This window comes from Streptomyces sp. LN549 (genome assembly GCF_043203805.1).
Lineage (GTDB): Bacteria > Actinomycetota > Actinomycetes > Streptomycetales > Streptomycetaceae > Streptomyces.
Map to the genome: position 1 here is coordinate 4397869 of NZ_JAZHRI010000002.1, position 19807 is coordinate 4417675.

The 19807-nt window shown below is 67.3% G+C and carries 17 protein-coding genes; 9 read left to right on the forward strand and 8 right to left on the reverse strand.

Annotated elements, in window-relative coordinates:
* Positions 1 to 91 precede the first annotated feature (91 nt).
* From gyrA to dnaA, 7 genes are all read right to left on the reverse strand, one after another.
* Positions 92 to 2749 carry a DNA gyrase subunit A gene (gene gyrA / locus SH922_RS19785; protein WP_393059262.1) on the reverse strand — a complete coding sequence of 886 codons (2658 nt, stop codon included), beginning with the start codon at positions 2747 to 2749 and terminating at the stop codon, positions 92 to 94.
* Positions 2750 to 2816: 67 nt separating this feature from the next.
* Entirely contained in the window at positions 2817 to 4922 is a 2106-nt protein-coding gene (gene gyrB, locus SH922_RS19790; protein ID WP_393059263.1) for a DNA topoisomerase (ATP-hydrolyzing) subunit B, read from the reverse strand.
* A gap of 403 nt (positions 4923 to 5325) precedes the next feature.
* The gene (locus SH922_RS19795) at positions 5326 to 5895 is read right to left on the reverse strand and encodes a DUF721 domain-containing protein (RefSeq protein ID WP_393059264.1); all 570 of its coding nucleotides are present in this window, start codon (positions 5893 to 5895) and stop codon (positions 5326 to 5328) included.
* Entirely contained in the window at positions 5892 to 7022 is a 1131-nt protein-coding gene (gene recF, locus SH922_RS19800) for a DNA replication/repair protein RecF (RefSeq protein ID WP_350988397.1), read from the reverse strand. The genes SH922_RS19795 and recF overlap by 4 nt, the downstream gene beginning before the upstream one ends.
* A gap of 134 nt (positions 7023 to 7156) precedes the next feature.
* The gene (gene gnd / locus SH922_RS19805) at positions 7157 to 8035 is read right to left on the reverse strand and encodes a phosphogluconate dehydrogenase (NAD(+)-dependent, decarboxylating) (protein ID WP_393059265.1); all 879 of its coding nucleotides are present in this window, start codon (positions 8033 to 8035) and stop codon (positions 7157 to 7159) included.
* Positions 8036 to 8181: 146 nt separating this feature from the next.
* The gene (gene dnaN, locus SH922_RS19810) at positions 8182 to 9312 is read right to left on the reverse strand and encodes a DNA polymerase III subunit beta (RefSeq protein ID WP_148022051.1); all 1131 of its coding nucleotides are present in this window, start codon (positions 9310 to 9312) and stop codon (positions 8182 to 8184) included.
* A 1005-nt stretch (positions 9313 to 10317) separates the two neighbouring features.
* Positions 10318 to 12126 (reverse strand): chromosomal replication initiator protein DnaA, encoded by a 1809-nt coding sequence (gene dnaA / locus SH922_RS19815; RefSeq protein ID WP_393059266.1) that lies wholly within the window; start codon positions 12124 to 12126, stop codon positions 10318 to 10320.
* A 380-nt stretch (positions 12127 to 12506) separates the two neighbouring features.
* Here dnaA and rpmH point away from each other — a divergent pair, with 380 nt between their 5' ends.
* The 9 genes from rpmH to SH922_RS19860 all read left to right on the forward strand — a co-directional run bounded on the left by rpmH (position 12507) and on the right by SH922_RS19860 (position 19356).
* Positions 12507 to 12644: a 50S ribosomal protein L34 gene (gene rpmH, locus SH922_RS19820; RefSeq protein WP_010985740.1), complete on the forward strand. Its 138-nt coding sequence runs from the start codon at positions 12507 to 12509 to the stop codon at positions 12642 to 12644.
* A gap of 21 nt (positions 12645 to 12665) precedes the next feature.
* Positions 12666 to 13037: a ribonuclease P protein component gene (gene rnpA / locus SH922_RS19825; protein WP_148019659.1), complete on the forward strand. Its 372-nt coding sequence runs from the start codon at positions 12666 to 12668 to the stop codon at positions 13035 to 13037.
* A complete protein-coding gene (yidD, locus tag SH922_RS19830) occupies positions 13034 to 13393 on the forward strand; it encodes a membrane protein insertion efficiency factor YidD (RefSeq protein WP_393059267.1) in 360 nt (119 codons plus the stop codon). The genes rnpA and yidD overlap by 4 nt, the downstream gene beginning before the upstream one ends.
* Before the next feature lie 3 nt (positions 13394 to 13396).
* A complete protein-coding gene (gene yidC, locus SH922_RS19835) occupies positions 13397 to 14665 on the forward strand; it encodes a membrane protein insertase YidC (protein WP_393059268.1) in 1269 nt (422 codons plus the stop codon).
* 14 nt (positions 14666 to 14679) lie between these two features.
* A complete protein-coding gene (locus tag SH922_RS19840; RefSeq protein ID WP_362540011.1) occupies positions 14680 to 15189 on the forward strand; it encodes a R3H domain-containing nucleic acid-binding protein in 510 nt (169 codons plus the stop codon).
* An 84-nt stretch (positions 15190 to 15273) separates the two neighbouring features.
* The gene (rsmG, locus tag SH922_RS19845) at positions 15274 to 16014 is read left to right on the forward strand and encodes a 16S rRNA (guanine(527)-N(7))-methyltransferase RsmG (RefSeq protein ID WP_393059269.1); all 741 of its coding nucleotides are present in this window, start codon (positions 15274 to 15276) and stop codon (positions 16012 to 16014) included.
* Positions 16015 to 16306: 292 nt separating this feature from the next.
* Entirely contained in the window at positions 16307 to 17383 is a 1077-nt protein-coding gene (locus SH922_RS19850; protein ID WP_326740680.1) for a ParA family protein, read from the forward strand.
* Complete coding sequence (locus SH922_RS19855) at positions 17380 to 18510, forward strand: ParB/RepB/Spo0J family partition protein (RefSeq protein ID WP_393059270.1); 1131 nt, start codon at positions 17380 to 17382, stop codon at positions 18508 to 18510. The genes SH922_RS19850 and SH922_RS19855 overlap by 4 nt, the downstream gene beginning before the upstream one ends.
* A 228-nt stretch (positions 18511 to 18738) precedes the next feature.
* A complete protein-coding gene (locus tag SH922_RS19860; protein WP_393059271.1) occupies positions 18739 to 19356 on the forward strand; it encodes a GNAT family N-acetyltransferase in 618 nt (205 codons plus the stop codon).
* A 96-nt stretch (positions 19357 to 19452) separates the two neighbouring features.
* On the opposite strand, the gene trxA is transcribed toward SH922_RS19860, so the two are convergent.
* Positions 19453 to 19782 carry a thioredoxin gene (gene trxA, locus SH922_RS19865; protein ID WP_219569130.1) on the reverse strand — a complete coding sequence of 110 codons (330 nt, stop codon included), beginning with the start codon at positions 19780 to 19782 and terminating at the stop codon, positions 19453 to 19455.
* Positions 19783 to 19807 lie beyond the last annotated feature (25 nt).

Consider the following 19807-nt stretch of genomic DNA (forward strand, 5'->3'; position numbering starts at 1 on the left):
TGCCCCCTTGGGAGTCCGTGGCAGGGCCACGGGCGCCGTTCCCGCCGGCTTCGGAAGCGGCCGAACCGGCGCCCGTGGCTCCACTCACGCTCTACTCCTCGTGCTCCCCGGTCGAGGACGTGTTGCCCTCGACTGTGCCCTCGGCAGTTGCGTCGGCCGTGGTGGCCTCTGCTGTCACTGCCTCGGTCGTCTCGCCTTCGGCGTCAGCGTCGACGGGACCGTCGACCTCTTCGGCCTCGCGACCTGCCTCGGCGTTGCGCGCGATACCGACAACGGCGTCTCGCTTGCCCAGATTGATCAGTTGGACGCCCATGGTGTCACGGCCCGTCTCCCTGACTTCATTGACTCGCGTACGAATCACACCACCGCCGAGCGTGATGGCGAGGATCTCGTCCGTCTCCTCGACCACCAGCGCACCGACCAGCGAGCCCCGGTCCTCCACGATCTTGGCGGCCTTGATGCCCAGGCCGCCGCGACCCTGGACGCGGTACTCGTCGACGGGGGTCCGCTTCGCGTACCCGCCGTCAGTGGCAGTGAACACGAAAGTACCGGGCCTGACGACATTCATCGAGAGCAGTTCGTCTCCCTCGCGGAAACTCATGCCCTTGACACCCGAAGTGGCGCGGCCCATCGGGCGCAGCGCGTCGTCCGTCGCAGTGAACCTGATCGACTGGGCCTTCCTGCTGATGAGCAGCAGGTCGTCCTCGGACGACACCAGCTCCGCACCGATCAGCTCGTCGTCCGAGCCGTCGGCCGTCTCGCGCAGGTTGATGGCGATGACGCCGCCGGAACGCGGCGAGTCGTAGTCCTTCAGCGCGGTCTTCTTCACCAGACCACCCTTCGTGGCCAGGATCAGATACGGCGCGGCGTCGTAGTCGCGGATCGCCAGGATCTGCGCGATCTGCTCGTCCGGCTGGAAGGCCAGCAGGTTCGCCACGTGCTGACCGCGGGCGTCGCGGCCGGCGTCCGGGAGCTCGTACGCCTTCGCCCGGTAGACCCTGCCCTTGTTGGTGAAGAACAGCAGCCAGTGGTGCGTCGTCGACACGAAGAAGTGGTCGACGATGTCGTCTTCCTTGAGCTTCGTGCCGCGCACACCCTTGCCGCCGCGCTTCTGCGAGCGGTAGTCGTCCGTCTTCGTGCGCTTCACGTAACCGCTGCGGGAGATCGTGACGACGATGTCCTCCTCGGCGATCAGGTCCTCGATGGACATGTCACCGTCGAAGGGCACGAGCTTGGAGCGCCGGTCGTCGCCGAACTTGTCGACGATCGCCGCCAGCTCCTCGCTGACGATCTGCCGCTGCCGCTCCGGCGAGGCGAGGATCGCGTTGTACTCGTTGATCTTCGCCTGGAGCTCGTCGTGCTCGGCGGTGATCTTCTGGTGCTCCAGCGCGGCCAGCCGGCGCAGCTGCATCTCCAGGATCGCGTTCGCCTGGATCTCGTCGATCTCCAGCAGGCCCATCAGGCCCTCGCGCGCGATCTCCACGGTGTTGCTGCGCCGGATGAGGGCGATGACCTCGTCGATGGCGTCCAGGGCCTTGAGCAGGCCGCGCAGGATGTGCGCGCGCTCCTCGGCCTTGCGCAGCCGGAACTTCGTACGCCGGACGATGACCTCGATCTGGTGCGTCACCCAGTGGCGGATGAACGCGTCGATCGACAGGGTGCGCGGCACCCCGTCCACCAGCGCCAGCATGTTGGCACCGAAGTTGGTCTGCAGATCGGTGTGCTTGTACAGGTTGTTCAGTACGACCTTGGCGACCGCGTCCCGCTTCAGCACGACGACCAGGCGCTGGCCCGTACGCGACGAGGTCTCGTCACGGACGTCCGCGATGCCGCCGACCTTGCCGTCCTTCACCAGGTCGGCGATCTTCTGCGCGAGGTTGTCGGGGTTGGTCTGGTACGGAAGCTCCGTGACCACCAGGCACTGGCGGTTCTGGATCTCCTCGACCGCCACGACCGCGCGCATCGTGATCGAGCCACGGCCCGTGCGGTACGCCTCCTCGATACCCTTGCGGCCCACGACGAGCGCACCCGTCGGGAAGTCCGGACCCTTGATCCGCTCCAGGAGAGCGTCCAGCAGCTCCTCCTGCGTGGCCTCCGGGTGCTCCAGGTACCACTGGGCACCCGACGCGACCTCGCGCAGGTTGTGCGGCGGGATGTTGGTCGCCATGCCGACCGCGATGCCCGCCGAACCGTTGATCAGCAGGTTCGGGAAGCGCGCCGGCAGGACCACCGGCTCCTGGTTGCGGCCGTCGTAGTTGTCCTTGAAGTCGACGGTCTCCTCGTCGATGTCCCGGACCATCTCCATGGACAGCGGCATCATCTTGCACTCGGTGTACCGCATGGCGGCGGCCGGGTCGTTGCCCGGGGAACCGAAGTTGCCGTTGGAGTCCACCAGCGGCATGCGCATCGACCAGTGCTGCGCCAGGCGCACCAGGGCGTCGTAGATCGAGGAGTCGCCGTGCGGGTGGTACGTACCCATGACGTCACCGACGACGCGGGCGCACTTGTAGAAGCCCTTCTCGGGCCGGTAGCCGCCGTCGTACATCGCGTACAGCACCCGGCGGTGGACGGGCTTGAGGCCGTCCCGCACGTCGGGCAGGGCACGCGACACGATGACGGACATCGCGTAGTCGAGGTAGGAGCGCTGCATCTCCGTCTCGAGCCCGACGGGCTCGACACGCATGCCCACGCCCTCGACGGGCGGGACCTCTTCGGGCGTCACGGGGGCAGGGGTGTTCTCGTCGGCCATTGCTGGTCAAAGTCCTTTCGCGCTGCGGCTTGGAGGGTCGCCGGACCCTCCTCCTTGTACGGCCGACTCAGATGTCGAGGAAGCGGACGTCCTTGGCGTTGCGCTGGATGAACGAGCGCCGTGCCTCGACGTCCTCACCCATCAGCACCGAGAACAGGTCGTCGGCCTGCGCCGCGTCGTCGAGCGTGACCTGGCCGAGCACACGGTGGTCTACGTCCATCGTGGTGACACGCAGCTCCTCGGCGTTCATCTCGCCGAGGCCCTTGAAGCGCTGGATCGAGTCTTCCTTGATCCGCTTGCCGTTCTCCTTGCCGAGCACCACGAGGGCGTCGCGCTCGCGGTCCGAGTACGCGTACTCGAAGTCGTCCCGGCCCCACTTGATCTTGTAGAGCGGCGGGCGCGAGAGGTAGACGTGCCCGGCCTCGACCAGCGGGCGCATGAAGCGGAAGAGGAACGTCAGCAGCAGGGTGTTGATGTGCTGACCGTCGACATCGGCGTCCGCCATCAGAATGATCTTGTGATAGCGGAGCTTCTCGATGTCGAAGTCCTCGTGGACCCCGGTGCCGAAGGCCGAGATCAGCGCCTGGACCTCGGTGTTCTGCAGGATCTTGTCGATCCGGGCCTTCTCGACGTTCAGGATCTTGCCGCGGATCGGCAGGATGGCCTGGTACATCGGGTTACGGCCGGACTTCGCCGAACCACCGGCGGAGTCACCCTCGACGATGAAGATCTCGCACTTCGTCGGGTCGTTGGACTGGCAGTCGCTCAGCTTGCCCGGCAGCGAGGCGCTCTCCAGGAGCCCCTTGCGACGGGTCAGGTCACGCGCCTTGCGGGCCGCCACGCGGGCGGTCGAGGCGGCGATGCCCTTGCGGATGATGTCGGCGGCCTCGTTGGGGTTCCGGTCGAACCAGTCCGTCAGCTGCTCGTGGACGACCTTCTGCACGAAGGTCTTGGCCTCCGTGTTGCCCAGCTTGGTCTTCGTCTGGCCCTCGAACTGCGGCTCGCCGAGCTTCACCGAGATGATCGCCGTCAGACCCTCGCGGACGTCCTCACCGGTGAGGTTGTCGTCCTTCTCGCGCAGCAGCTTCTTGTCACGCGCGTACCGGTTGACCAGCGAGGTCAGCGCCGCACGGAAGCCCTCCTCGTGCGTACCGCCCTCGTGCGTGTGGATCGCGTTGGCGAAGGAGTAGACCCCCTCGCTGTACTGCGTGTTCCACTGCATGGCGATCTCGGCCGAGAGAAGACGGTCCTTGTCCTCGGCCTCGATGTCGATCACCGACTGGTGAATGACGTCGCCCTTGCGGGAGTTGAGGTACTTGACGAAGTCGACGATGCCGTTTTCGTAGTGGTACGTGACCGTGCGGGTCGTCTCCTCCTCGGGGACGTCCACCGCCTCCGCGCTGTCCGCGCCGGCCGTCGCCTTCGCCGACTCCCGCTCGTCGGTGAGCTTGAGGGTGAGGCCCTTGTTGAGGAAGGCCATCTCCTGGAAGCGCCGCGAGAGCGTCTCGAAGGAGTACTCGGTCGTCTCGAAGATGTCCCCGTCGGCCCAGAAGGTGACCGAGGTGCCCGTCTCGCCGGTGGCCTCGTTCTGGGCCAGCGGGGCGGTCGGGACGCCGAACTTGTAGTCCTGGGTCCAGCGGTAGCCGTCGGTCTTGACCTCCACGGCCACCCGTGTGGACAGGGCGTTGACCACGGAGACGCCGACACCGTGCAGACCGCCGGAGACGGCGTAGCCGCCGCCCCCGAACTTGCCACCGGCGTGCAGCACTGTGAGGACGACCTCGACGGCGGGCTTGCCCTCGGAGGGGACGATGCCCACCGGGATGCCACGGCCGTTGTCGATCACGCGTACCCCGCCGTCGGCGAGGATCGTGACGTCGATGGTGTCCGCGTGTCCGGCCATGGCCTCGTCGACCGAGTTGTCGACAACCTCTTGCACGAGGTGGTGGAGACCGCGCTCACCGGTCGAGCCGATGTACATGCCAGGCCGCTTGCGGACCGCGTCCAGACCCTCGAGCACGGTGATCGCGCTGGCGTCGTACGAGGCTTTCACCTCACCCGAAGCCTTCACCTCGGCCGGGGCGGGAGCAGCGCTGCTCTCACCGGGGGTGGACGGAATGTTCTCGTTGGGGTTGCCGGAATCGGCCACGAAGCGCCCTTTCTGGCACAGCACAGGCCGTTCTCCGGGCAGGCGGGAGCGGCTGCGTCATTCGGCTTGTATCGACGAATCCCGCAAGGACGCGGGATTGTCCACCAGTCTACCGGTAGCGCCGACCCGAATGGGGGTTTGCCGGTACCTGAGTCCGCATGTGCCGCCCTGAATGAGCGCCTGACGACTCCCCATATTCGGGAAGGGGCCTCAAGAGGCTCACACGGGCATTGAGCGCTTCGGCCTGTCAGCCTCCCGCTACGGTGAGGGACGCCTGCTCCCCGCCGTACGGTTTCAACCACCGCACACCCCTGCAACAGGGGTATCGGGGTCATCGGCGACAACCAGGGCACATCACGCCCTGGGCCTCTCGCGGCCAGCACCGCGATCGCGGTTGTTCAGGGGAAAAAGACCAGGTCAGGCGTGGTTATCCGTAGGTGTCGCCCGGGCCTGTGCTCCCCGGTGCGCGCAGCGGACCGTATCTGCGCTGAGGCCCTCCGGGCCCCAGGACCTTGATCAGCCTCACGGTGCCGTGCCCCAGATCCGCGTTCAGCCGGGCCACCAGCTGCGGCGCCAGCAGCCTCAGCTGGGTCGCCCACGCCGTGGAGTCGCACTGCACCGTCAGCACCCGCTCATCGGGGTCCTCGTCGTAGCGCAACGGCACACAGTGATTGGCAAGATCGTCACCCACGATCTGCGGCCACCGGCCCATCACACCGCCCACCGCGGCCGGCGTCTCCCAGCCGCGCTCGGTGATCAGACGATTGATCGCGGCCCCCAGCGGCAGCGGATCCCGGCCGTCCGCCCGCGCGCCGGACCGCAGCCCGCCGCCCCGCCGAGCCTGCTTCTTCTGCTGCGCGGCCGCACCGCGCGCCCGCGCCTGCTCCTTCGCCGCGCGCAGGGCGACCCGCGCCAGGTCCACACCCGAGGGCTCCGGCTGCTTCGCCGGGTCCCCGGCCGGCCCGGCCGGTTCCTTGCCGTCCCCGTCGCCGCTCACAGCCGCTCCACCTCGCCGGCGGACACCGCGTACCGCGTCCCCGCGAGTACCCCGGGGACGTCGTCGTCCACCGCGGCCGTCACCAGCACCTGCTCACCGGGCGCCACCAGCTCAGCCAGCCGCTCGCGGCGACGGGCGTCCAGCTCGGCGAAGACGTCGTCCAGCACCAGCACCGGTTCGTTGCCCTCGGAGCGCAGCAGATCGTACGAGGCCAGCCGCAGGGCCAGCGCGTACGACCAGGACTCCCCATGGCTCGCGTACCCCTTGGCCGGCATCCCGCGCAGGCCCAGGACCAGGTCGTCGCGGTGCGGGCCGACCAGCGTCACGCCCCGCTCGATCTCCTGCTTGCGCACCTCGGCGAGGGCCGCGATCAGCTGCGCGTACAGCTCGTCGCGCGTGCGCGCGGGCTCCACCTCGGCGCCCACCGAGCTCCGGTACTCCAGCGTCACCGGACCGCCGCCCGGCGCCACGTCCGCGTACGCCTTGTCGGCCAGCGGCTGGAGCGTCGCGATCAGGTCCAGCCGCTGCGCCAGCAGTTCGGCACCCACCCGGCCCAGATGCTGGTCCCACACGTCGAGCGTCGACAGGTCCATGGAGCGCCCGCCGTGCCGGCGCGCCATCGCCGCGGATTTCAGCAGCGTGTTGCGCTGCTTGAGGACCCGCTCGTAGTCGGAGCGCACCCCGGCCATCCGGGGCGAGCGCGCGGTGACCAGCTCGTCGAGGAACCGCCGGCGCTCGCCGGGGTCGCCCTTGACCAGCGCGAGATCCTCCGGCGCGAACAGCACCGTGCGCACTATCCCCAGCACGTCACGGGGCCTGACCTGCGAGGACCTATTGATCCGGGCACGATTGGCCTTGCCCGGATTCAGCTCGAGCTCGACCAGCTGGGACCGCTCGCCCTGGGTGACGGCCGCCCTGATGACGGCCCGGTCGGCCCCCATGCGCACCAGCGGTGCGTCGGAGGAGACGCGGTGGCTGCCGAGCGTCGCGAGGTAGCCGACGGCCTCGACGAGATTGGTCTTGCCCTGGCCGTTGGCCCCCACGAACGCGGTGACGCCCGGGTCGAGAGGAACCTCGACCCGGGCGTACGAGCGGAAGTCGGCCAGCGACAGATGCGTGACATGCATGGTGTACGCCGACCTTCCCGGCTTCCTGCTCCGTGCTCCGTAGTGCGGGACGGACCGTCCGTCCGGCCCGCACCTCGTTGCGGATACTTCTTGGTGCGGCTGTCTCTTGCCGCGTTACTGCTTGCGCTCGGCCGCTACTTCTTGTTCTCGACCGCGTGGCCGCCGAACTGGTTGCGCAGCGCGGCGATCATCTTCATCTGCGGGGAGTCGTCCTGGCGCGAGGCGAACCGCGCGAAGAGCGACGCGGTGATCGCGGGCAGCGGCACGGCGTTGTCGATCGCGGCCTCCACCGTCCAGCGGCCCTCGCCGGAGTCGGCGGCGAAGCCACGGAGCTGGTCCAGGTGCTCGTCGTCGTCCAGCGCGTTGACCGCCAGGTCGAGCAGCCAGGAACGGATGACCGTGCCCTCCTGCCAGGAGCGGAAGACCTCGCGCACGTCAGTGACGGAGTCGACCTTCTCCAGGAGCTCCCAGCCCTCGGCGTAGGCCTGCATCATGGCGTACTCGATGCCGTTGTGAACCATCTTCGCGAAGTGGCCGGCGCCGACCTTGCCCGCGTGGACGGAACCGAAATCACCCTCGGGCTTCAGGGCGTCGAAGACCGGCTGGACCTTCGCGACGTGCGCGACGTCGCCGCCGTACATCAGCGCGTAGCCGTTCTCCAGGCCCCAGACGCCGCCGGAGACTCCGCAGTCGACGAAGCCGATGCCCTTGATGCCCAGCTCGACGGCGTGCTTCTCGTCGTCGGTCCAGCGGGAGTTCCCGCCGTCCACGACGATGTCGCCGGGCGAGAGCAGCTCGGCCAGCTCGTCGATCGTGGACTGGGTCGCGGCACCGGCCGGGACCATGACCCACACGACGCGGGGGCCCTTGAGCTTGCCCACAAGCTCTTCGAGGCTGTGGACATCGGCGACGTCCGGGTTGCGGTCGTAACCGATGACGGTGTGGCCGGCGCGGCGGATGCGCTCGCGCATGTTGCCGCCCATCTTGCCGAGACCGACGAGACCGAGCTCCATCAGAGATTCCTTAAGCGTTGTGCCGATTCGTACCCAGGACCGAGCCTACGCCCGGCAGGGGACAGGACGACGGGCATGCTCGGCGCTGAACGTGCCCGTCGGGTCCTGCCGCGATTCCTGGAGCGTCGGCAGGACCGGTGACCGGATCAGCCGGAGAGGCGGACCGGCATGATCAGGTACTTGTAGGCATCGTCCGCCTCGGCGTCCACGGCGGGCCGGCCGCTGAGCAGCGCGGGCTTGGTGGACGTCGTGAAGGAGAGCTGGGCGACCGGGGAGTCGATGGCGCTCAGGCCGTCGAGCAGGAAGGTCGGGTTGAAGGCGATCGAGATGTCGTCGCCCTCCAGCACGGAGTCGACGCGCTCCACAGCCTGTGCGTCGTCGCTGGAACCCGCTTCCAGGATCAGGACGCCCTGCTCGAAGCTGAGCCGCACCGGGGTGTTCCGCTCGGCCACCAGGGCCACGCGCTTGACGGCCTCGACGAAGGGGGCCGTCTCGATGACCGCGACCGAGTTGAACTCGGTGGGGAAGAGCGTGCGGTACTTCGGCAGGTCGCCTTCGAGCAGTCGGGTGGTCGTACGCCGCCCCGCGCCCTCGAAACCGATGAGACCTTCACCGGCACCGGAGCCCGACAGCGCGAGCGTCACCGTGTCACCGCTGGTCAGCGCCTTGGCGGTGTCCAGCAGCGTCTTGGCGGGCACCAGCGCGACGGCGGAGGCGTCGGCGTTCTCCGGCTTCCAGAGGAACTCGCGGACCGCGAAGCGGTAGCGGTCGGTGGAGGCGAGGGTGACGGTGTCGCCCTCGATCTCGATGCGCACACCGGTGAGCACGGGCAGCGTGTCGTCACGGCCCGCCGCGATGGCGACCTGGGCGGCCGCCGAGGCGAAGACCTCACCGGGCACGGTGCCGGTCGCGGTCGGCATCTGCGGCAGTGCGGGGTACTCCTCCACAGGAAGGGTGTGGAGTGTGAACCGCGAGGAGCCGCAGGCAACGGTCGCCCGTACACCGTCTGTGGAAATCTCCACCGGCCGGTTGGGCAGGGCACGGCAGATGTCGGCGAGCAGCCGGCCGGAGACGAGCACCGTGCCGTCCTCCTCGATCTCGGCATCCACCGAGACCCGGGCCGAGACCTCGTAGTCGAAGCTCGAGAAGCTGAGGGCTCCGTCCTCAGCCTTCAGCAGAAGGCCCGCAAGAACGGGCGCCGGCGGACGGGCCGGGAGGCTACGGGCCACCCAGGCCACAGCCTCCGCGAGTACATCGCGCTCCACCCGGATCTTCACCGGAACCGCCTCCTGCTGTTGCTCGCTCGCCCTGCTGGCCTTCGTCGTCTGGTCGGGTCGCTCCACCGATGCCGGGGGGAGGACGCCGGGGACCAGTCTGACGTACGGCACCGACACTCGGTGCTGCTCGGGGTCAAGTCGCGACAAGAGGTTCGGAGAGCTCCGGCGCCGAGTTGTGCACAGGCCCCACTTCGAAGCGGATTCCGGGCTAACTATAGGTGGCAGTAGTAGTAGGGCCTGTGGAAACGGTGGATAACGTCGTTTTCGCAGGTCAGACCCACTTTTTTGTCCACCGACCCTGTGGGTGGCACCGGTGGACAACCCGGTGTTTCTGTGGACACCAGAAAGTTCTGCACAACCGGTACACAGGGCAGGGGGGTTTCTCCCCAGGCCTGTCCCCAGCTTTACCCACGTTCCCCACAGCCCAACCGACCCTCTCGGTGTGACGCCTTTCACTCGGGGCGGTGAAAGCGGGTGTTGCGTTGCCGAACAGTGGACAGCGGTGTGGAGAAGCCTGCCCTTCCTGGGGAAAACGGCCGCCGACCTGTGGGCCGACGGTGGACAACATCGAGGGGGTCCTGTGGACGAAAAACTTGTCCACAGGCTGTGGATCATTGTTGACCACAAATCCCCAGGCCTCTGAGCTGCCCTGATGGAGTATCGGCCGGCCCGCCTGTGGAAGCAGTATGGACAACTTTTGGATCCCCAGGCTGTGGAGGGAAAATTCTCCCCAGATCTGTGGAGAACAGCCCTTCCGCGGCAGGTAATCGAACAGCTCGGACGGCCGGAAGGCCCTCTCGCTCCCCTGAGGAAGGGTCACGGACCGCCGATCGGGCCGCTCGTGGAGCGTTCTGGGTGCCGTTCAGGACCGTTCACGGCGACGCACGGCTGCCTCCTGAGCGGCCTCACGGAACGCAGAAGGGCGCCCGCAGACTCTTCGGGAGTCCGCGGGCGCCCTTCTCGGTGGTGCCCTGACGTGTGCCGGTGACGGTGCGGGAGGGCCCGTCAGCCGTTCTTGATGCGGTTGGTGAGCTCGGTGACCTGGTTGTAGATGGAGCGCCGCTCCGCCATGAGCGCGCGGATCTTGCGGTCGGCGTGCATCACCGTCGTATGGTCCCGGCCGCCGAACTGCGCACCGATCTTGGGCAGCGACAGGTCCGTCAGTTCACGGCACAGATACATGGCGATCTGGCGCGCCGTCACCAGCACACGGCTGCGCGAGGATCCACAGAGATCCTCCACCGTCAGACCGAAGTAATCGGCGGTCGCCGCCATGATGGCCGTCGCCGTGATCTCCGGAGCCGAGTCCTCGCCACCCGGGATCAGATCCTTCAGCACGATCTCGGTCAGCCCGAGGTCCACCGGCTGACGGTTGAGGCTGGCGAAGGCCGTCACCCGGATGAGAGCGCCCTCCAGCTCACGGATGTTGCGGGAGATGCGGGAGGCGATGAACTCCAGGACCTCCGGCGGGGCGTTGAGCTGCTCCTGCACTGCCTTCTTGCGCAGGATCGCGATGCGCGTCTCCAGCTCCGGAGGCTGCACATCGGTGGTCAGGCCCCACTCGAAACGATTCCGCAGCCGGTCCTCCAGGGTCACCAACTGCTTGGGCGGGCGGTCCGAGGACAGCACGATCTGCTTGTTGGCGTTGTGGAGCGTATTGAAGGTGTGGAAGAACTCCTCCTGCGTCGACTCCTTGCTCGCCAGGAACTGGATGTCGTCGACCAGGAGGATGTCGACATCGCGGTAGCGCTTGCGGAAGGTGTCGCCCTTGCCGTCGCGGATCGAGTTGATGAACTCGTTGGTGAACTCCTCCGAGCTCACGTACCGCACCCGGGTACCCGGATAGAGGCTCCGGGCGTAGTGCCCGATGGCGTGCAGCAGGTGGGTCTTGCCGAGCCCAGACTCCCCGTAGATGAAGAGGGGGTTGTACGCCTTCGCGGGCGCTTCGGCGACGGCGACCGCCGCGGCGTGCGCGAACCGGTTCGACGCCCCGATCACGAAGGTGTCGAAGAGGTACTTCGGGTTCAGCCGGGCGTGCGGTTCGCCGGGGCCGGGAGCCGGTGCGGGCTGGGCGCCCATGGGGCCGGTGCCGCCGCCGGGCCGGCCGGTACCGCCGCCCTGCCGGTGCTGGGGCTCCTGCATGTCGTGGCGCTCGGGGCGCTGCGACTCGTACCCCTGGCGCTCGGGCGGCTGCGGACGGTAGTCGTGCTGCGGCTGCTGCTGCTGGGGGCGGCCGCCCCCGTACGGCTCGCGCCACTGATCGGCCGACGGATCGCGGTCCTGGAATCCGCCGAGCCGGGGCTGCTGCCAGGAGAGGTCCTCCTGGGTGCGCGGCCAGGCACCGGGCTCGGGGCGCTGCTGCTGGTAGTCGGGGTAGGCGGGCCGGGCCGTCGGCATGCCGTCGTCCGAGGGCCGATGGCCGTATCCACCGTCGTAGGCGTCGCTGTGCTGACGCTCGTCGTGCTGAGGCCCCTGATAGCGGTGCTGCTGCGGCTGCTGGGACTGGTGCATCGGGGGCGCCGGCGGGTTCGGCGGTTCGCCGGCGGAGTCGTCGACCGTGATCGCGATCCGGATCGGCCGGCCGCACTCCCGGCTCAGCGTCTCGCTGATGAGCGGTGCGAGCCGGCCCTCCAGGACACGCTTGCCCCATTCATTGGGGACGGCGAGCAGTGCCGTGTCGGCAACCAGGGCGAGCGGCTGACAGCGCTCGATCCACTGCTTGTCCTTCGGCTCGATGCCCTGCTGGCCCTCCCCGAGGAGTTGCTCCAGCACTCGTGGCCACACTGCGGCAAGATCGGCAGGTACGTCAGCCACAAGGCACGCTCTCTCGCTGGTCCCACGAATGTGTGTTTCTCGGGACGTATGGGTCGGGATGGGTGAGGACCGGCAGGCGGGAAGAAAAAGAACCGGGGTTCAGCCACGGTAGGCGGGCCGACCCATGCGGTTCAAGTCGTTGTCCACAGGCTGTGCACAATGGGGGGTCAGACAGGGTCGGTTTGACCGGATGGCGTAGCCGCGCGTACCGTGACCAGGTCGAGTTGTCGATGGCTGCTGCCGCCTGCCTCCGATGGGCAAAGATCACGATCTGTGATTGTGAAGCGGTGCAACTAGGGCGTTTACGCGAGTCTCTCGTGGGCGCACGGTGACAGCCAGGCGATGTCCCGCCAATACACGATCATTACTGGAGCCCCCGAGTGAGCAAGCGCACCTTCCAGCCGAACAACCGTCGTCGCGCGAAGACCCACGGCTTCCGTCTGCGTATGCGGACCCGTGCCGGCCGCGCGATTCTCGCGTCCCGCCGTGGCAAGGGCCGCGCCAGCCTGTCCGCCTGATCGCGTACAGGTCGTCATGACGTGCTGCCTACCGAGAATCGGCTGAGGCGGCGCGAGGACTTCGCGACCGCGGTACGACGAGGACGCAGGGCCGGCCGCCCTCTACTCGTCGTCCATCTACGCAGCGGTGCAACGGACCCGCACGTGACTGGGGAGACTGCTCCCCCGCCGCGTGCGGGTTTCGTTGTCAGCAAAGCAGTGGGTGGCGCGGTCGTCCGCACAGCGGTGAAGCGAAGGCTTCGCCATCTGGTCCGCGAACGGCTTGCCCTGCTGCCCCCCGGTAGCCTGGTTGTCGTACGCGCGTTGCCCGGTTCGGGTGACGCCGACCATGAACAGCTGGCCCGAGACCTGGATGCCGCCTTGCAGCGGCTGCTGGGAGGGGGCGCGCGATGAAGTACCCGCTGCTGGCTCTCATCAAGCTGTACCAGTGGACGATCAGCCCACTTCTCGGGCCTGTCTGCCGTTACTACCCGTCGTGTTCCCACTATGGATATACGGCGATCGACCGGCACGGAGCGATCAAGGGAACGGCGCTGACGGCCTGGCGCATCCTGCGATGCAATCCGTGGTCACCCGGCGGCGTGGATCACGTTCCACCACGCAAACGTCCGCGTTGGCACGAACTGCTGCGTAGTGCCATGCGCGGCAGCAAGGGCGGGGACTCCGCCGCTGATGTGCCTCCCGGGAGGTCGGCAACCGATCTCCCGAGCTCGGCCGCAGAGACTTCGCCCAATGCTCAAGGAGCCTGATTAGTGGACACGATTGCCAGTCTGTTCAGCTTCATCACGTGGCCTGTTTCCTGGGTCATCGTCCAGTTCCACAAGTTGTACGGGGCGATCTTCGGCCCTGACACGGGATGGGCCTGGGGTCTGTCCATCGTGTCCCTCGTGGTGCTGATCCGCATCTGTCTGATCCCGCTGTTCGTCAAGCAGATCAAGTCGACGCGGAACATGCAGGTGCTCCAGCCGAAGATGAAGGCGATCCAGGAGCGCTACAAGAGCGACAAGCAGCGTCAGTCCGAAGAGATGATGAAGCTGTACAAGGAGACGGGTACCAACCCGCTCTCCTCGTGCCTTCCCATCCTGGCGCAGTCGCCGTTCTTCTTCGCCTTGTACCACGTGCTCTCGGCCATCGCCTCGAACAAGAAGATCGGTGTCATCGACCAGTCGCTGCTGGACAGCGCGCGTCAGGCACACATCTTCGGTGCTCCGCTGGCTGCCAAGTTCATGGACAGCGCCGAGAAGGTCCAGGCGCTCGGTGCCTCGCTCGTGGATGTCCGGGTCGTCACCGCGGTCATGATCGTGATGATGTCGGCTTCGCAGTTCTTCACGCAGCGCCAGCTGATGACGAAGAACGTCGACCTCACGGTCAAGACGCCGTACATGCAGCAGCAGAAGATGCTCATGTACATCTTCCCGCTGATCTTCGCCGTCATGGGTATCAACTTCCCCGTCGGTGTCCTCGTCTACTGGCTGACCACGAACGTCTGGACCATGGGTCAGCAGATGTACGTGATCAACCAGAATCCGACCCCGGGCAGCAAGGCGCAGGAGCAGTACCTCGGACGCCTGCTGAAGAGCGTCACCGCACACGGTGAGGTGCGGGGCCGGACCCGGCGCAACACGGTCAAGCGGATCTTCGCCAAGGGCCCGGACCGCAACGACATCGAGCGGAAGTTCGTCACGGGACTGGCCAAGCTCGGCCTGGCCCCGCAGGAGGACGGCACGGTGGCCAAGAGCGATACCGCTGTCGCCGAGGCCGAGGGCGGAGCCGCGCAGCGGCGTCACCAGCCCAAGCGTCAGACGAAGGCGAAGCGCCAGACCGCAGCCGGCCACCCGGCCGGGGCCAAGGACACCGATTCCATCGAGTCCGAGTCCGAGCCCAAGACCTCCCTGCAGAAGAGCGCACCGCAGGACGACAAGTCCAAGCCGGCGGGCAAGCCCGCGTCCGGCTCCTCACGCCAAGCCAAGTCCGGACAGCGCAAGGGCCCGCAGCGGCCCAAGCACCCGTCCAAGAAGTAAGAAGGAGTCCATCCGTGACGGAAGGCACCACCTCCACGGCCGCTGAGGGCAGCGACACCTTGACTCGTCTCGAGCAGGAAGGGGAGATCGCAGCGGACTACCTCGAGGGCCTGCTCGACATCGCCGACCTGGACGGCGACATCGACATGGACGTCGAGGCGGACCGGGCCGCGGTCTCGATCATCAGCGATTCGGCACGTGAACTGCAGAAGCTCGTGGGTCGCGACGGTGAGGTGCTGGAGGCACTTCAGGAGCTGACGCGGCTGGCCGTGCACCGGGAAACCGGTGACCGGAGCCGTCTGATGCTGGACATCGGCGGTTTTCGGGCCAAGAAGCGCACGGAGCTTGCCGAGCTGGGTGCCAAGGCCGCGGACGAGGTCAAGAGCACCGGTGAGCCGGTGAAGCTGGACCCGATGACGCCGTTCGAGCGCAAGGTTGTGCACGATGCGGTTGCGGCCGCAGGTCTGCGCAGTGAATCGGAGGGCGAGGAGCCGCAGCGCTTCGTCGTCGTCCTTCCGGCCTGACCGGACCCTCTCCTGTCGGCCCCGTCTGTTCGCAGGCGGGGCCGATCTTTGTCAGCCTGATAGTCAGCCACCCATGGTGCGGTGATGCGGTATGGAAGGACGGTTCCCGTGACGGAGGAAGTAGCGCTTCCCCAGGCGCCCGACGAGGCCCGGGAGGTGTTCGGCGAGTGCTTTCCCGAGGCTGTCCGATACGCGGAACTGCTGGCCGATGCCGGGGTCAAACGAGGGCTCATCGGTCCGCGTGAGGTCCCGCGCCTGTGGGAGAGGCATCTGCTGAACTGTGCGGTGCTCTCCGAGGTCGTTCCCGAGGGCGTCACGGTCTGCGACGTGGGTTCGGGTGCCGGCCTTCCGGGCATTCCGCTGGCGCTTGTGCGCCCGGATCTGAAGATCACCCTGCTTGAGCCGTTGCTGCGGCGGACGAACTTCCTCCAGGAGGTTGTCGAGCTCCTGGGGCTGGAACATGTGACGGTCGTCCGTGGCCGGGCCGAGGAGGTCCTGGGCACGCTTCAACCCGTGCATGTGGTCACGGCCCGGGCGGTGGCCCCGCTGGACCGTCTGGCGGGCTGGGGAGTGCCCCTGCTCCGCCCGTACGGGGAGATGCTGGCGCTCAAGGGTGATACCGCCGAGGAGGAGATCAACGGGGCGCGAGCGGCTCTCAGTAAGCTCGGGGTCGTGGAGACCGAGGTGCTCCACGTGGGCGAAGGGGTCGTCGATCCGATGTCCACGGTGGTGCGCGTGGTGGTGGGCGAGAGCCCAGGTGGTGTGAGGTTCGCCGCAAAGCGAGCCAAGGCCGCGAGGGTCAGTCGGACACGTCGTCGTCGCTGAGTAGCGCGATTACGCTACGCATCTGACTGTTACCTACCGTTTGATCCCGATCTCGGTCATGTGTCAGTCAAGGAGCTGTGCGTACCCCGCGCGGAGTGTCGTGCCCCTGTAGCTACGCTGCAGGGGCATCGTGTTTCACGTGAAACGTCGCTCTCTGCTGCATGGAATCATCGGCCGCGGTCGTGCGGCTGCCGCCCCTCGCCATCGCAGGCCCGTTAGGGCTACGGAGTTGTCCACAGAAGTGGATTCATCCACAGAAGAGCGGGCCTCGCTGGTTCACGACCCCGAAACCATGGCAGGCTCTGCTCATTGCGAGCCTGAAGTCGAGGAGAGTGAATCCTTGCGGTCCGACGCCAACATCGCGGGACCGATGACCGATCCGGTCCCCGGTCCCCGAACCGAATCGGCGGGGGACGGTGTTTCACGTGAAACACCGCCGCCGATGGATGACACACCCATCGGTCGTGCGGCCCAGCTGGCGGTGGAGGCCCTCGGCCGTGCCGGCGAGGGTCTGCCGCGGCCTGACCAGACGCGGGTCATGGTGGTGGCCAACCAGAAGGGCGGGGTGGGTAAGACCACCTCGACGGTCAACCTTGCCGCGTCACTTGCACTTCATGGTGCACGTGTTCTGGTGGTCGACCTTGACCCGCAGGGGAACGCCTCTACGGCTCTGGGGATCGACCACCATGCCGAAGTCCCCTCGATCTATGACGTCCTGGTGGAGAGCAAGCCGCTCTCCGACGTGGTTCAGCCCGTTCCGGACGTAGAAGGTCTCTTCTGCGCCCCGGCCACCATCGATCTCGCCGGTGCGGAGATCGAACTGGTGTCGCTGGTGGCGCGGGAGAGTCGACTGCAGCGGGCGATCCAGGCATACGAGCAGCCGCTCGATTACATCCTGATCGACTGCCCGCCCTCGCTCGGCCTGCTGACGGTCAACGCCCTGGTGGCCGGCGCCGAGGTGCTGATCCCTATTCAGTGCGAGTACTACGCGCTGGAAGGGCTGGGACAGCTGCTGCGCAACGTCGACCTGGTGCGGGGGCATCTCAACCCCGATCTCCATGTGTCGACGATCTTGCTCACCATGTACGACGGCCGGACCAGGCTTGCGTCGCAGGTGGCGGAGGAGGTGCGCAGCCACTTCGGCAAGGAGGTGCTGCGGACCAGCATTCCTCGTTCGGTGCGCATCTCCGAGGCGCCGAGCTACGGGCAGACCGTGCTGACCTATGACCCGGGTTCGAGCGGGTCCCTGTCATACCTCGAAGCAGCTCGTGAGATCGCGCTGCGCGGGGCCGGGGTCCAGTACGAGGCCCAGCATGCCCACACGGGCAGTCGGAACAGCCAGCAGAATTCTTCGGAGGGGATCCAGTGAGCGAGCGTCGTAGAGGTTTGGGGCGAGGGCTCGGTGCCCTGATCCCCGCCGCTCCGCAGGAGAAGCAGATGCCGCCCGCCGGGATGGGTACGTCCTCGCCCGGGACGAGGCCGGTGTTGACGTCCGAGCGGGGCGTGGCCGTTGCGAAGGTGACCTCCGGTGGCGCTGTGGTGCCGGAGCCGAGCGCACCTGTTTCGGTGTCCGATGGGGCCGGTGGGCCGGCAGAGGTGGCCGGGGCGTACTTCGCCGAGCTTCCCATCGACTCGATCATGCCGAACCCTCGTCAGCCCCGCGAGGAGTTCGACGAGGATGCCCTTGCCGAGCTGGTCACCTCCATCAAGGAGGTCGGTCTTCTCCAGCCCGTCGTTGCACGGAAGACGGGGCCCGGGAGCTTTGAGCTCATCATGGGTGAGCGGCGTTGGAGGGCGTGCCGTAAGGCCGGTCTGACGCAGATCCCAGCGATCGTCCGGGCGACGGACGACGAGAAGTTGCTCTTGGATGCGCTCCTGGAGAACCTTCACCGGGCTCAGCTGAACCCCTTGGAGGAGGCGGCGGCATACGACCAGCTGCTCAAGGACTTCAAGTGCACCCATGACCAGCTGGCCGACCGCATTGGGCGTTCGCGGCCGCAGGTGTCCAACACCTTGCGCCTGCTGCGGCTGTCGCCGCGGGTTCAGCGCAGGGTCGCGGCCGGGGTGCTGTCGGCGGGACATGCGCGGGCGCTGCTCTCGGTGAACGACTCCGAGGAGCAGGACAAGCTGGCCCATCGCATTGTGGCCGAAGGGCTTTCGGTGCGGGCGGTCGAGGAGATCGTGACGCTCATGAGCTCCAGGCCCACGAGCACCGCAAAGCCCAAGGGGCCGCGGGCCGGGGGCCGGCTGTCGCCGGCGCTGACCGACCTGGCGTCCCGGCTCTCCGACCGGTTCGAGACCAGGGTGAAGGTCGACCTCGGGCAGAAGAAGGGCAAGATCGTCGTCGAGTTCGCCTCGATGGAGGATCTGGACCGCATCCTGGGCAGTCTCGCGCCGGGCGAGGGCCGCGTTCTGGACCGTGCTCCTTCGGAGGAGGCGGCCAACTCGGAAGAGGCGGCCCCCTCTGAGAAGACGGCCGAGGGCGACGAGGGCTGACGTTCTGAGTGGAGAGTGGCGGGTTGTCTTCCGGGGAGTGGCGGAGGACAACCCGCCTTTTGCTTTCCGCGGAAGACGGCCCGCCCTTTGCTTTCTCACGGTGTCGGCTTGATCCCCTGGTGGATACGATGCGTTCTGGTAGAGCACATCCAACTGATCCACCTCCGTGAACGGAATGCACCGGCCGTCGCGCGATGCGGCGGGTGAGGGAAGTGAGGAACGACCTTCATGGGGCGTCGGCTCGTACCGCTCACGCTGGACAACCTCTCCGATCTCCCCCAGCGCTGTCGCTCATGTGTGTTCTGGGAGCTCGATCCGGTGCGTGGTGACGCCGCGGTCAAGGCCGGGAGGGCAGAGCAGGAAAAGGAAGCCTGGATCTCCGCCGTTCTGCTGGAGTGGGGGTCCTGCGGCCGCGTGGTTTATGTCGACGATGTGCCAGTCGGCTTCGTCCTCTACGCCCCGCCGGCCTACGTGCCGAGAGCGACGGCCTTTCCGACGAGTCCTGTTTCCCCCGACGCGGTTCAGTTGATGACCGCCCTGATCCTTCCGGGCTACCAGGGTCAGGGACTGGGCCGGGTGATGGTGCAGACGGTTGCCAAGGACCTGCTCCGCCGAGGGTTCAAGGCAATCGAGGCGTTCGGGGACGCCCGGTGGAAGGAACCCGCTTGTCTGCTGCCGGCGGATCACTTGCTGGCGGTGGGATTCAAGACCGTTCGGCCCCACCCGGTGCACCCGCGGCTGAGGTTGGAACTGCGTACGACGCTTTCGTGGAAGGAAGACGTCGAGATGGCGCTGGACCGGTTGCTGGGGGCTGTGCAGAAGGAACCGGCGCTGCGGCCGCTGTGAGCGGTGGTGCGGGGCCAGGAATGCGAAACGGGCCCATCCCCTCAGGGATGGGCCCGTTTCATGTTTCACGTGAAACAGCGGGACTGCTGTCCTGCCCTATTCGGTGATGAAGCCTTCGAGGTCGCGGAGGATCGCGGCCTTCGGCTTGGCGCCGACGATGGTCTTGGCGACCTCGCCACCCTGGTAGACGTTCAGCGTCGGGATGGACATGACGCCGTACTTCGCAGCGGTGGCCGGGTTCTCGTCAATGTTGAGCTTGACGATCTCGATCTCGCCGTGCTCGGCCGCGATGGCCTCCAGAGAGGGGGCGATCTGACGGCACGGGCCGCACCAGGCAGCCCAGAAGTCCACCAGCACGGGCTTGTCGCTCTTCAGGACGACCTCGTCGAAAGAGTCGTCGGTCACGTTCTTCAGGGCGCCGGCCACGGCGGCCTCCTTAACTTCGCGGGGT